11 protein-coding genes are annotated in these 14,384 nt (G+C 43.1%); 1 reads left to right on the top strand and 10 read right to left on the bottom strand.

The features are described 5' to 3' along the window. Positions 1-33: 33 nt before the first annotated feature. The 7 genes from clpX to ACOAOT_RS10785 all read right to left on the bottom strand — a co-directional run bounded on the left by clpX (position 34) and on the right by ACOAOT_RS10785 (position 9,722). Positions 34-1,335, bottom strand: a complete 1,302-nt coding sequence (gene clpX, locus ACOAOT_RS10755; RefSeq protein ID WP_420216965.1) for an ATP-dependent Clp protease ATP-binding subunit ClpX — start codon at positions 1,333-1,335, stop codon at positions 34-36. A 251-nt stretch (positions 1,336-1,586) separates the two neighbouring features. Then, entirely contained in the window at positions 1,587-2,207 is a 621-nt protein-coding gene (clpP, locus tag ACOAOT_RS10760; protein WP_349666663.1) for an ATP-dependent Clp endopeptidase proteolytic subunit ClpP, read from the bottom strand. Positions 2,208-2,258: 51 nt separating this feature from the next. After that, positions 2,259-3,545 (bottom strand): trigger factor, encoded by a 1,287-nt coding sequence (gene tig, locus ACOAOT_RS10765; protein ID WP_420216966.1) that lies wholly within the window; start codon positions 3,543-3,545, stop codon positions 2,259-2,261. A 113-nt stretch (positions 3,546-3,658) separates the two neighbouring features. Beyond that, positions 3,659-6,634 (bottom strand): EAL domain-containing protein, encoded by a 2,976-nt coding sequence (locus ACOAOT_RS10770; protein ID WP_420216967.1) that lies wholly within the window; start codon positions 6,632-6,634, stop codon positions 3,659-3,661. A 3-nt stretch (positions 6,635-6,637) separates the two neighbouring features. Beyond that, positions 6,638-8,083, bottom strand: a complete 1,446-nt coding sequence (locus ACOAOT_RS10775; RefSeq protein WP_420216968.1) for an extracellular solute-binding protein — start codon at positions 8,081-8,083, stop codon at positions 6,638-6,640. 15 nt (positions 8,084-8,098) lie between these two features. After that, on the bottom strand, positions 8,099-8,659 hold the full coding sequence (locus ACOAOT_RS10780; RefSeq protein WP_420216969.1) for a DJ-1 family glyoxalase III: 561 nt from the start codon (positions 8,657-8,659) through the stop codon (positions 8,099-8,101). A gap of 1 nt (position 8,660) precedes the next feature. Continuing rightward, positions 8,661-9,722, bottom strand: a complete 1,062-nt coding sequence (locus ACOAOT_RS10785) for a galactose ABC transporter substrate-binding protein (protein ID WP_420216970.1) — start codon at positions 9,720-9,722, stop codon at positions 8,661-8,663. Between the two features lie 139 nt (positions 9,723-9,861). Between ACOAOT_RS10785 and ACOAOT_RS10790 the strand changes: the two genes are divergently transcribed. Then, positions 9,862-10,314 (top strand): CYTH domain-containing protein, encoded by a 453-nt coding sequence (locus tag ACOAOT_RS10790; protein ID WP_277407984.1) that lies wholly within the window; start codon positions 9,862-9,864, stop codon positions 10,312-10,314. Between the two features lie 77 nt (positions 10,315-10,391). Here ACOAOT_RS10790 and ACOAOT_RS10795 read toward each other — a convergent pair whose 3' ends face one another. From ACOAOT_RS10795 to ACOAOT_RS10805, 3 genes are all read right to left on the bottom strand, one after another. Continuing rightward, positions 10,392-11,390, bottom strand: a complete 999-nt coding sequence (locus tag ACOAOT_RS10795) for a galactose/methyl galactoside ABC transporter permease MglC (protein ID WP_277407985.1) — start codon at positions 11,388-11,390, stop codon at positions 10,392-10,394. After that, positions 11,387-12,940, bottom strand: coding sequence for a sugar ABC transporter ATP-binding protein (locus ACOAOT_RS10800; RefSeq protein ID WP_420216971.1), 1,554 nt, complete (start codon positions 12,938-12,940; stop codon positions 11,387-11,389). Before ACOAOT_RS10800 ends, ACOAOT_RS10795 begins: the two co-directional genes overlap by 4 nt. Before the next feature lie 229 nt (positions 12,941-13,169). Further along, the gene (locus ACOAOT_RS10805; RefSeq protein WP_420216972.1) at positions 13,170-14,297 is read right to left on the bottom strand and encodes a galactose ABC transporter substrate-binding protein; all 1,128 of its coding nucleotides are present in this window, start codon (positions 14,295-14,297) and stop codon (positions 13,170-13,172) included. Positions 14,298-14,384 lie beyond the last annotated feature (87 nt).

The raw sequence follows: 14,384 nt of genomic DNA on the forward strand, positions 1-14,384 counted from the left end.
TCGCTGTAACACCTTCCCGACTCATGCAGGGATCTATGCGATCTCGCCTGTCTTATCTTTTCTCAATTTCTGAGCCAGTGATTTTCTGGGAACTGCCGTGTCCCGATAAACCAGTTCCGGCTCTCCATTTTTATCCACAACCTCTTTGGTGATTCTGCAGATTCCAATGCTGCTGTCTGATGGTATCTCATACATCAGATCCGTCATAACGCTTTCCATAATGGAACGTAATCCTCTGGCACCGGTTTTTCTTTCCACAGCCAGCTCTGCGATCCGTTCCACCGCATCAGCGGTCAGCTCCAGCTTTACATCATCCAGTTCGAATAATTTCTGGTATTGCTTAACCAGCGCGTTCTTCGGCTCTGTCAAAATCTTAACCAGAGCTGCCCGGTCCAACAGTTCCAATGATACGGTGATGGGAACGCGTCCGATAAATTCAGGGATCAGCCCAAATTTAACCAGATCCTGAGGCAGGGTTTTCTTTAAGAGATCATCAATATCTGTCTTATTCTTATCTACAATCTCCGCATTAAAACCAATGGATCCTGCACTTAAACGGCGTTCAATGATTTTTTCCAGACCATCAAACGCTCCGCCGCAGATAAATAAAATGTTGGTGGTATTGATCTGCAAAAGTTCCTGGTGGGGATGCTTTCTTCCACCCTGAGGCGGAACACTGGCAACCGTACCCTCCAGAATCTTTAACAAAGCCTGCTGAACACCTTCACCGGAAACATCTCTGGTGATTGACACATTCTCCGATTTCTTGGTGATTTTATCAATCTCATCAATATAAATGATTCCAAATTCTGCTCTGCTGATATCATACTCAGCTGCCTGGATCAATTTTAAAAGGATGTTTTCTACGTCTTCACCAACATAACCGGCTTCTGTAAGGGCAGTAGCATCTGCAATGGCGAAAGGTACGTTTAAAACCTTAGCCAGAGTCTGCGCAAGATAAGTTTTACCGGAACCGGTAGGCCCCAACATCAGAATATTGCTCTTTTGTATATCCACATCCAGCTTTTTACCGGATGTAATTCTCTTATAATGGTTATATACTGCTACGGACAACACCTTTTTTGCTTCGTCCTGCCCAATGACATACTCATCTAAAAAAGCTTTCATTTCCTTTGGCTTCATCAGATTAATATTGCTGAAATCAGGTGCCTCTTCGTCATGGCCGTCAAATTCTTCCTCTAATATCTCTGCGCACAAATCAATGCACTCATCACAAATATAGACATTATTGGAACCGGCAATCAGTTTCTTTACCTGATCCTGGGTTTTCCCGCAAAAAGAGCATCGGATCTTGTCGTCTGTTCTGACCGGCATATACACACCTCATACTTTCCTTGTTTGTGGCTCATGCTTTTTGAGCATAAAGGGATACCCGAAGGGTGCTCCTTGTTGATGGCTCACGTTTTTTGAGCATAAAGGGATACCCGAAGGGTGCTCCTTGTTGATGGCTCACGTTTTTTGAGCATAAAGGGATACCCGAAGGGTGCTCCTTGTTGATGGCTCACGTTTTTTGAGCATAAAGGGATACCCGAAGGGTGTTCCTTGTTAATGGCTTTGGCTCATGCTTAACGGTCGTGGCTGTAAAGAATATTATCAATCAGTCCATAAGCCTTTGCTTCATCAGCAGTCATGTAATTATCACGTTCTGTATCACGTTCAATCACTTCGTAAGGCTGACCGGTATTTGCTGCCATAATCTCATTTAAACGCTTCTTAATCTTTAATATATTCTCTGCAACTATGCGAATTTCAGTCGCCTGACCTTTTGCTCCGCCAGAAGGCTGGTGAATCATAACCTCAGCATTGGGAAGTGCAAAACGCTTGCCCTTTGCTCCGCCTGATAAAAGAAAAGCTCCCATACTGGCCGCCATACCCATGCAGACAGTAGAGACATCGCATTTGATATAGTTCATGGTGTCATAAATTGCCATTCCTGCAGTTACAGAACCGCCCGGGCTGTTAATGTAAAGATTAATATCCTTTGTGGGGTCTTCTGCCTCTAAAAATAACAACTGTGCCACAATAAGGCTTGCCGAAACATCAGACACCTCTTCACCGAGAAAAATAATTCTCTCTTTTAAAAGTCTGGAATAAATATCGTAAGAGCGTTCCCCCTTACTGGTTGATTCAATGACATAAGGTACTAAACTCATCTTTCTTCCTCCTGTCTGTTCTTTCTCACTCAAAACCGAATAGACTCCGGACAGGATGTCTGGAATCTACCGGGAATAAAACTCTTAAACTAATTTCGCTTCTGCTACCAGGAAATCAACAGCTTCCTGTACTGCCAGATCTTCTTTCATCTGAACAATGCCGCTTTCGCCAAGATATTCTTTAATCTGTGAAACTTCCATCTTGTAGCTTTCAGCCATAGTTGCAATTTCTTTCTCTACTGCTTCATCAGAAACAACGATGTTCTCTGCCTTGGCAACTGCTTCAAGAACCAGTCTTGTCTGAATTCTCTTTAATGCCTGTGGCTTCATCTGCTCTCTTAATGTTTCAATCGTCATTCCAGTAAATTTCATATACTGGTCAAGAGAAAGTCCCTGGCTCTGCATTCTTCTTGCATAGTCATTCACCATGTTATTTACCTGGCTGTCGATCATTGGCTCAGGAATATCCATAGCTGCGTTCTCTACAACCTTCTCTACAACATGATCTTCATTCTCAGTAGCTGCTGCTTTCTGCTTTCTTTCAGCAACTTTTTCCTTGATGTCATTTTTGTATTCTTCTAATGTATCATATTCAGAAACTTCACCAGCGAACTCATCGTTTAACTCTGGAAGTTCTTTTCTCTTAACTTCCTTAACTGTTACTTTAAACATAGCCGGTTTACCAGCAAGCTCAGTGGAGTGATATTCATTTGGGAAAGTTACGTTTACTTCACATGCTTCTCCAATGTTTTTTCCAATCAGCTGCTCTTCAAATGTATCAATGAAGGAGTGGGAACCAATGGTAAGTGGATAATCTTCTCCTTTGCCGCCGTCAAACGGTTTTCCGTCAACGAAGCCTTCAAAGTCGATGACTGTCTGGTCGCCATCTTCCACAGCTCTGTCTTCTACAGTAACCAGTCTGGAGTTCTGTTCCTGGACTCTCTTTAACTCTGCTTCAATGTCCTCTTCTGTAACTTCAGCAGTTGCTTTGGTTACTTCGATTCCTTTATACTCGCCTAAAGTCACTTCTGGCTTTACAGCTACAGTAGCAGTGTAAATTAAGTTCTGGCCTTTTTCAACCTGAACAACGCTGATCTCTGGTCTGGAAACGATATCCAGTCCGCTTTCCTCTACAGCATCGCCATATGTTGCATCAAGAGCTTCATTGACAGCGTCCTCATATAAGACACCTGCTCCATACATCTTTTCTACCATGGCACGTGGTGCTTTGCCTTTTCTGAAACCAGGGATGTTAAATCTGCCCTTATTCTTATTGTAAGCTGCGGTAAGAGCCTTCTCAAACTCCTCAGCCGGCACTTCAACCGTTAATTTTGCCATGTTCTTTTCTAATTTTTCCACTTGTAAACTCATTAATGGGTTCCTCCTTGAGATATATGTGAACCGCCTTACCGACAGGGCGTTACACTTCAATTTAGCATTATACCATACTCGTCCCCTAAATTCCAGTATTATTTACGATAAAATCAGGTTTTTCCTGCAAGCGCCTTCATCTTCCCGGCAATGTAAGGATCAAGGGGACGGATCTCGATTTGGGGCCTAGCGATATAGTATCCCTGGAATAAAAAGATACCGCAATCCATTAAAAACACCAGTTCTTCTTCCGTTTCCACTCCTTCTGCCAGCACACAGATATCGTTGTTTATAGCAAATTCAAGGAGATTTTTTAATATCATCTGCCTTTTTGCATCTTTGTGTATCTGTCTGACCAGACTCATATCCACTTTTACAATCTCCGGCCGCATATGCAGAAGAACGGATTCGCTGTTATATCCGGTACCGAAATCGTCCACAGCTGTCTGTCCCTGCCATTTTTTTGCCATCTCCATCTTACGGGCCATATATTCCCGGCTGGCAGGCTCCCCTTCTGTCATCTCAATAACAACCCGGCTTAAAAGATCGCCAAAATTATCTTCCAGCAGTCCCTGCTCCTCTTCAGTAATACACACAGAAGCAATGGAGTTAATAAACAGCTTTTCAGACTCTCCTAAATGTCCTTTTTCCTTCTCAGCTGCCGCAGCCCTTAAACCGGCAAACCAGGTCAGTGATTCGATCTGAGGCAGCTTTGCCTGAGATCTTGCCAGATTTAAGACTTCTCCGATCCCTTTTAAATTTGTAAAATGAGGTCTCATCAAAAGCTCATATCCGTATATATTACCATCTCTTGTTACGATTGGCTGAAAAACAAAGCTTACATCTCCGGTTTCCAGCATTCGGTTCAGTTCTTCACTGCCTGTCAGCATATAAGAATTCTGGGAATATTCATCAATATCAAATTCTCTTATATTGCCTTTCACACTGTGTTTTACCATGTACATGGCAAAATCTGCATAATTAAACAGGGTTTCAAAATCTGCCGCATCACCGGGATACCAGGATAACCCTCCTGAAACCCGGACTGGAATCATGTATCCGCCTTCCATGGTAAGAGCTGCCTTTTGAATGTATTTTATAAAATCACGGACATCTTTTCGTATTTTCTCTTTGTCATCTCCATGTAAATAGGTCACAAATTCGTCACCGGAATAACGGGCTAAGATTCCCCTTCCTGCAAAACTGTTTTTTAAACATTCTGCAAACAGAATCAGGTAACGGTCTCCTTCATCATGCCCATATGTATCGTTGATATACTTTAAATTGTCCAGATCCCACATAATGACTGCACCGTACTTCTCCCCCTGGGTTGCCATCAGGGATTCCACCTGTTCCCTAAATGCCCTTCTGTTATACAATTCGGTTAATAAATCAAAATTGCGCTCCCATTCAAGCTTTTCCTTCTCCATCACATCTGCAGTCACATCAGAACAGACTCCAAGAATCGTCCCTGACTTTGACTCATCTAAAATAACCTGTACCCATCGTGTTTTACCATTCATCTGGAAGCTTTGAATAACCCGGTCCCCCTTCATCTTCACACCAGTAAACGTCTGCTCCATCAACATCTCAAATCTGTCCACTTCCAGATACCGGTACGGATCCTCTATATTACCCCAGTCAAGCATCTCAAATAGTGACTGGCTGCAGAAAACCAGACCGTCTCCTTTGGCGTATTCAAAAACACCGATCATAACGTTTGCATGGCGCAGGATACTGGAAATCTTTGACGAAGACTGCTCCACGTCATGGCTTAACTGCTCAATTGTTTCTGTTAGATCATCGATTTCACGGATGTAAACCCTTTTTAATGCCAGTCCTCTGTTGCCGGATTTGCCCTTTAACTCGAAAGACAGTCTGCGGATGGGTTCCGTTATAATTCTACCAATAACAAACGCTCCCAGAATACTGAACAGAATCGGAACCAGCATGGTACTAAACAACATACGCCGAATGGCATTGTAAAATGCAAGCAGATCCTTCTGCTTTGCCATTCCCACAAGCACCCAGTCTTCTTTTTCCATTACTCCGTTATTGGCATAAGCATCCAGGCTTTTAATACCGGCATACCACTTTGTTCCATCAGTCGATTCTATTTCACTGACTGATTTCTTATCGTTATCTGTATAAGAGAGTTTTTTGACATCGTTAAAATATTGATTATAGAGATAACCGGAATCAATCACCGGAACAATTGTTTTTGTCTCTTTATCCCGCATTCCAAGAAGCCAGCATTCCTCAAAACTGCTGTTGGTCTGCTTCTCCGATAATATCTGTCCCAGCTGGTTTAAGGTCATCTCAAGCCCCCATACTCCCGCAACTGTCCCATCGTTTAAAATAACTGGAACGGAATAGGTGATAACAGGCATATCTCTGGGGCTTAAGCGAAAAGGCTGACTTAAATAAGCCTGATTTAAAGCATCCGCCTTATTGGTTCCTGTCTGTAAAGCCAGGTTAAGAGGCTTTTGGTAAAACTCACTGTTTTTTAGATCTCCGCCGTCACTAAAACCTATTTCCCAGAAGGAATCCAGTGGTATCTTATATTTTTCTGCCACAGAGGGCAATCCCCGTTCCATAAGGAGAGAAGAATTGTCTGTTAAATATCCTCCCGTATTGGAGTTTCTTATGTAAAATCCTGCTTTTACATCATTGGAACTATTGGCTGCTGCCGGACCGTCAAGAACAAAATAAACTCCGGTCGCATAACTCATATGAAGCATATCTATGGATTTTTCTATGATCTGTTCCACAATTTCCCGGTTCAGTCTGTAATCTTTTGAAATATCAAAGGGACTGCTCCCGTTTTCCTTTAGAATCTGCTCTATTTCATCAGAAACAAAGGATGATTGGTTCAGCATAACAATCCAGTGATAGAGAGTCTCTTTCTCTAAGTCAACCCTGATGTTCTCTGTATTCTGACTTAATATGTGGATTTCATTATTTTTTAATTTAACAGAAACTCCGCCGAAAAGCACTGTGCCGGCAATCACTACAGCCTGAACAACCAGCAATATCAGCAGCGGTCCAAGCAAACGGATTCGTATGGACTCACTTTTCTTCTCTCTCATAAATTACTCTCCGATGACTGTTTCCAATTGCAGCCTGGTATCTTCGTACCACTGATTAAAATTCTCATCTGTTACGAAATCAGCAACCGCTCTCTCTCTGTCAATCCCCTGTGTCACCAGTGCCTCAACTTTCTGGTAATCCTCTTTTGCCTTTGAAACCATGGAAGTCTGAAGGATCTCTCTTGCACGATCCCCTCCCTGAAAGGGTTTGGAGGTATACAGTCTGTACCTGTTGGCTGTATCAAGCCCAATGATCAGGTTCTGTGACACCGCACTGTTTTCTCCAGCCTCCTGTAAAAAAGGCTTTAGAAGTGACTGCTCCGCCGCTGCTTTTTTTACTGGCAGATAACCGGAACCAATGGCAAACTTCATATTCTGGCTGGTGTCGGTAAACCATTTTAAAAAGCAGACAGCTGCATATTCCCGTTTTTCCTCTGATTTTAGTACCATCATTCCTGCCCCCTGGGAAACAGCACAGGGAACTGTGCCTGCAAATCCGGGAAGAGGATACAGTTTACTTTCAATCTCATAGTTTGTTCCGTCTTCCAGGGTTACAGAGGTGGGAAAATAAGAGATTCCACTGGTAGCTCCTACAAACGCCACAAGCTGTCCGGTTTTTACATCATCACTTCTAAATCTTCCGTAAGCCCCAAAATATCCATTCACAAACGGGACATAGTAATTATCCCATAGTTTTTTTATCGCTTCTTTGTCGAAGTCCAGAACTGTTTTCCCGTCTTTGACGTAAAATATCTCATGTCCCAGCTGCAGACTTCCAATAATCATATAATTGGCAAACGCATCTCTTCCAAAAAACGCTTTTCCATCACCTGGAGTTTCTGTCAGACTGTCCGTCCACTTATAATAAGACTGGGATACTCTGGTGATCCCTTCCCAGGTGGAGAATGCATCTTCCGTCTCACCAGTAGCAGCTGCAAACTTATCCCAGTCCGTCTTGTTCACAGTCAGTATCTCAGTGGATTTGGCAATGGGAAATACTTTAACAGAATCACTATCGCCAAATCTCCCCTCTTCCATGTAAGCATCCACATACTCTGATATCTCATCGGAGGTAAGGTAATCACTTAAATCTGCAGCCAGACCCATTCGGTCCACCTCATAAACTTTATCTGCGTAAGCAGAAAAAACATCAGGAAGGGGATCAGAACCAACCCTGTGTTCAATACTCTCATTGATGGTATTGCTCAGTTCATCAATACTTCCTTTGTTATAAGCTTTCACGACAATTCCTTTTTCCCTGCCCTCATTTTCATTAAATGCCCTGACCAGTTTGTCAAATTCCTCTTTCTGGACACCATTATAATAATGCCAGACTGAGATTGTAACAGGGTCCTTGGGAGAGAGTCCGTAGGGGTCCTTTTTCTCACATCCGGCAAGCATAAATAAGCAGGAAACGAAAGCGATTGGTACTATCCAATTCTTTTTCATAAGTTCACCTGCCTGTTACATGGGGTTCTGGTCGTATTGAATTGCCTCTTTTATTTTACGTGCATGATTTTTATCCACCAGCAAAGCCAACAGCTCGATGCCCATGTCAAGGGCATAACCAAGCCCTCTGGCTGTTGTAATATTACCGTCAGTCACCACACCCTGTCTTACCACGCAAGCTCCCTTTAGTTCCTCTTCAAATCCAGGAAAACAGGTGGCTTTTTTCCCCTCCAGCATTCCAAGTCTTCCAAGAATACTTGGAGCCGCACAAATCGCAGCGATTCTGCGATTGTCCTGATTCGCTTCATTCAGTGCGTATACTAATTCCTGGCAGGCTCCCAGATTCCTGGTTCCAGGCATACCCCCTGGAAGAAACAGCACATCTGCATCTTTTAAATCTGTCTGCTCCATTAAAACATCTGCCTGAAGCTTAATTCCGTGTGATCCAGTCACGTTCTTTTTACCAGTTACTGATACAAGTTTCACATCCTGCCCCCCTCTGAGCAGTACATCAACCACAGCTAGCAGCTCCACCTCTTCTGACCCATCTGCTAAAAACGCATAAACCTTCCCCATATCAATCGTCTCCTTTCCAATTTTGAAATGTACTATTCATGGTAATCTTTATATAATCCACCAGATACCTAGTTTCGGTATCTTCTCCCTGAATCAGCCGGATCAGCGCATCAGCAGCGGTTCGCGACTGCCCCTGATGGTCATTTAAAACCGTTCCGGTAATTTTACCCTCTTTTATATATTCCACGGTTTCCTGTAGTGCATCCACCCCTACCAGAGATATATCTTTTCCTGGTACCATACCGGCTTCTTCTACCGCCTCCAGCGCTCCATTTGCCATTGCATCGTTGTTGCAGAAAATCACATCAATTCTGGGACCATAAGTTGATAAAGCCTGTGCAGCAAGCTTTTTCCCCTCTTCTCTGTTCCAGTTTCCGATACCAGAAAAAAGCTCTTCTGTTTTTACTCCTGCCTCTGTCAGTGCTTTGATGGAATACTCCGACCTGTACCGGGCTGCATCACTGCCTGCCTCTCCCTTTATCATCACATAAGAGACGATTCCATCTTTGTTTTTATCACCCTTACCTGGGGTTTCAAGAATAATCTGTCCCTGATAGGTTCCCGCCTGCTTAGAATCCGTTTCCACACTGGAAACCGCCATATGACGGTCTTCCCACCGTTTTCGCTCAGATTCATCCGGCTCACTGTTAATGAAAACCAGCGGGATACCTGCCTGGCTGCAGGTATCTGCAATTGTTCCTGCAGCCGAGGTCTCCACAGGATTAATTATAATCCCGTTACACTTACTATCTATAAATTCCTTTATCTGCCGGTTCTGCTCATTCTGATCCCCGCCTGCATTGCGCATGATGATCTGGGCATGATAGGTCTCTTCCAGATATTGTTTTAATTCAGACCGGTAAAGCTTCATAAATGTGTCGTCGTAGCGATAGATGCTTATGCCGATTTTAGGACCTTCTGCCGCTTCACTTCCTTCCGTACCAGCTTCCTTGTCCGAACTTTCCCCAGATTTTGGCTCAGCACTTTTTCCTGCGCAGCCTGCTGCAAAAACCACTGCCAATATCAGAAAAAAGAAAGCTGTCCGCCTTATCAAGCATTTCATATCATTAATCTCCTGATTTTTACTGTATTTTCCATATTACCACGTTTTTCTTCTTTTTGCCACTATCTTCTATTTTTTATCCTATTGTGGTATACTAACCCTGTTTTATAGTCCAATACATGAAATCAGGAGGTTTTTCATGGAAATCGAGCGCAAATATCTGGTCACCAGCCCGCCGGAAAATTATAAGTCATTTCCCCATCATTTCATTGAACAGGGATATTTATCGACAGACCCTGTTGTGCGGGTCCGAAAAGAGGATGAATCCTATATTCTAACCTACAAATCCAAAGGTCTTTTGGCAAGAGAAGAATACAATCTTCCCTTAAACGAAGACTCTTATCACCACTTAATCAGCAAAACAGACGGCTGTGTTCTTACAAAAAGAAGATATTTAATTCCTGTGGAACACTGCGATCATCTCACCATTGAACTGGATGTTTTTGAAGGCCGCTATGAAGGGCTGATGCTTGCTGAGGTGGAATTTGAGAGCCTGGAAGAAGCACACTCCTTTACGCCTCCTTCCTGGTTTGGGAAAGATGTTACCTTATCCGGAGAATACCAGAACAGCCGGCTCAGCCAGATGCCGTAATTTTTAAACAGTCACGAATATAGAAAAAAGCGTCCTGAACGGCATTGCTTTAGCCGGACAGGACGCTTTTTAAGTATTTATTTCTTGGCAATGTATTTTCTGATATCTAGAGCAATGGCAACTACGATAACGATACCCTGAGCAATATACTGATAGTTGGTGTTAACTCCTAAATACTGGAGACAGGTTTTTAAGATTTCGAAAACAAGAACACCGATTAAAACGCCGGATACTTTACCAATACCACCGTTTACAGATACGCCTCCGATGGTACATGCTGCAATTGCTTCCAGTTCCCAGCCCATACCCATGTTAACGGAAGATCCGCCGGATTTTGCACCTACCAGAAAGCCGCCCAGTGCGTAAAGTGCAGCTGCTGTCACATAGATAATAATCTTTGTCTTCTTGGTATTAACACCGGAAACTTCTGCTGCCTGTTCATTACCGCCAATGGCATACATGTATTTTCCGTGAGGAGTCTTATTATAAACGAACCAGATCACAAGTCCTACTGCAAGGGCTATTAAAAACAGGTAAGGCATGAAACCAAACAGTCTTCCTTTTGCCACTTCCGTATAAGCCGGACGGTAACCGCCGATTGGTGTTGCGTTGGTATAAACAAGGCAGGCACCGTATACAATCAGCTGCATACCCAGTGTTCCGATAAAAGCGGGAACCTGCAGATAGGAGACTACCAGACCATTGATCAGACCAAACAAGCAAGCAACTAAAATACAGATTAACAATACTACAAACACCCACCAGATACCAAAATCCGGAAGATTGGGGAAAAACTTGCCACTGTAGCCCGGTTTCTGTAAAAGTGTACCTGCAAGGCAGGCGGAAAGGCCTACAATACGTCCTGCTGAAAGATCGGTACCTCTGGTAATCAGGCAGCCTGATACACCGCAGGCAATGATGAAACGGGGCGCCACATTTAAGGCAATATTTTTTAAATTGTCAGGTGTTGCGAATGATGGTTGCTTTATTGCCGTAAAAATGGCAAGCAGGACGAGGACAACGATGATTCCATTATTAATAAGGAAATCCTTCATATTTATCTTCTTAGCTGTCATGACTTAACCTCCTGTTTGGAATTATTTTCCGTTTTGTTTATATCGAATTTAGTGGCAAATGCCATGATTTTCTCCTGGGTTGCCTCACTATCCTCTACTTCTCCTGTGATTCGTCCGCCGCACATTACGATAATCCGGTTAGACATACCGATTAACTCCGGCATTTCAGAGGAAATCATGATGATGGATTTCCCCTGCTTTACAAGGTCAATCATAATCTGATATATCTCATACTTTGCGCCTACGTCGATACCTCTTGTCGGCTCATCCATGATTAAAATTTCAGGATTGCTTGCCAGCCATCTGGCAATAATTACTTTTTGCTGATTTCCACCAGAAAGGGACTGGATCTGAGTCCTGTCGTTGGGAGTTTTTATACTCAGCTTTGCAATGCTGTCCTTTACAACCGATGCTACTTTCTTCTTCTGAATCACTCCCGCTGTTGTATAATTGCGGTAAGAAGCAATGGCTGTATTGTCAGAAATGCTTAAGCATCCAAAGATGCCGTTTCCTCTTCGGTCTTCTGTAATCATTCCCACGGAATCGCCGATGGCATCCTTGGGGCATTTAATCTCAACTTTTTTTCCAAGGACCTCAACTTCTCCCCCGGAAATATTTCTCATTCCGAATATGGCTTCCATTAATTCAGTTCTCTGAGCTCCTACCAGACCTCCGAATCCCAGAATCTCTCCTTTTTTCAGTTCAAAGGAGCAATCCTGAAAAGAACGTTCATGAATACTGCTTAAATGGCTTACCTTTAAAACGGTTTCTTCCGTCCGGTAATCATCCTTTGGAGGGTAAACATTTCCCAGTTCTCTTCCTACCATCTGTTTTACAATCTCTTCGTCAGAGATATCTGCCACTTCCCATGAACCAACGTAAGTCCCATCCCGCATGATGGTGATGTCATCTGCAATCTGTCTGATCTCTGCCATTTTATGGCTGATATATATCATAGAAACTCCGCGGGACTTTAAGTCCCTGATAATACGGAACAGTGCTTCTACCTCATTATCAGTCAGTGATGAAGTAGGTTCATCCAGAATCACCAGTTTTGCATTCTGGCTGACTGCCTTTGCAATTTCTACTGACTGCATTTGTCCGATTGATAAGGTCCCAAGTTTTGCTTTGGGATTGAACGTCATTTTAACATCTTTTAACCACTTTTCTGCTTCTGCATTCATGGTTTTATGATCAATTACTTTAAGCGGTCCTATTTTATATATTGGAAACCGTCCGAGATACATATTCTCTGCAATAGAGCGAGCCGGTACCGGCTGAAGTTCCTGGTGTACCATAGCAAGGCCTTTGTGAAGTGCATCATCCGGATTGGCAATACTCACCTTCGCACCATCAATCAGAACCTCACCTTCATCCATCTTGTATATGCCAAACAGGCATTTCATCAGTGTTGACTTACCTGCTCCGTTCTCTCCCATCAGAGCGTGAACGGTACCGGGACGTACTTTTAAATTGATTTTATCGAGCGCTTTGACGCCAGGGAAGGATTTGCTGATTCCAACCATTTCCAGTCTGTAATTCTCTGCCATCCCGCTTCTCCTTTCATTGATTCGTCCGTTTCTCCGGACATAAAGGGATACCTGTTAAGGTATTTCATTAATCTGTCCGTTTCTCAGGACATAAAGGGATACCTGTTAAGGTATTTCATTGATTCGTCCGTTTTTCCGGACATAAAGGGATACCTGTTAAGGTATTTCATTCAACTTTTAAAAATCGGGTGTGCCTTACCGACACACCCGCAATTTCGGCTGCTGGATATTATTTTTTTAATTTGTCAAGAGTATCCTGTGCATTTGCCTTGGTAACCTTGATATAGTCAACCATGTTAACGTTTTCAACAGAATCACCCTTTAAGAACTTAACAGCCATATCGCTTGCTGTCTGAGCCTGAGAGAAATGATCGTTAAATACGGTACCGGTCTGTTTGTCATCAATAACGTTCTGAACAGCTTCTGTTAACGCATCAACACCTACTAAATAGATATCTTTGTTTACAGTACGTCCAGCTGCTTCGATTGCCTGAAGTGCACCAAGTGCCATAGCATCGTTGTTGCAGAAGATAACTTCGATCTGATCACCATACTGTGTCAGAGCATCCTGAGCAATCTGCTGAGCTTTTGCCTGATCCCAGTCACCACGCTGCTTTAAGAGCTCTTTTACTTTTACGCCCTTGTCAGTCAGTGCTTTTACAGAGAATTCGGTTCTGTACTGAGCATCTACGTTCTCCGGGTCACCCTGGATCATGATGTAGTTAACTACGCCGTCGCCGTTGATATCGCCCTTGTTGGAAGTTTCAAGAATTTCTTCGCCCTGATAGGTTCCGGACTGTCTTGCATCGCATCCTACATAAGTTGCATTGATTTTTTCATCTTTCCATCTCTGCTCTTCTTCTGTATCTGGCTCACGGTTAATGTAAACAACAGGGATTCCTGCTTCTTTACACATATTTGTGATTTCTGGAGCGGAAGAAGCCTGAACAAGATTTAAAATAAGTACGTCATATTTCTGGGTAATGAAGTTCTGGATCTGGTTGGTCTGTTCTGCCTGATCGCCCTTACCATCCTGAATTACTACATTATCTTTCTTAAAGCCCAGGTCTTCAGTTAAATAACGCTGAAGTTCTGTACGATAAAGTGTCATGAAGTTATCATCGAATTTGTAAATGGAAATACCAACTTTCTTATCAGCTAAATCCCCGCCTACTGCATCCTTAACGGCTGCTGCAGTAGTTTCTGCTGATTTGGTCTCTTCCTTCTTTGTTTCTGCTGCAGTGGTTGCTGCCTCAGATGCTGCTGTTGTGGCCTTTGAGCTGGAACCGCAGCCTGCCATGGAAAATACCATTGCAGAAGCGAGACCTACTGCTACTACTTTTTTGAGTAATCTCATGATAAATCCTCCCTTATCATTATATAATTGTGTTCGATTGGTACTTTTACCTCATCGACATGCACATTATAACTTTATTTTGTGCAC

This window comes from Lacrimispora struthionigena (genome assembly GCF_048627165.1).
Classification (GTDB): Bacteria; Bacillota; Clostridia; order Lachnospirales; family Lachnospiraceae; genus Lacrimispora.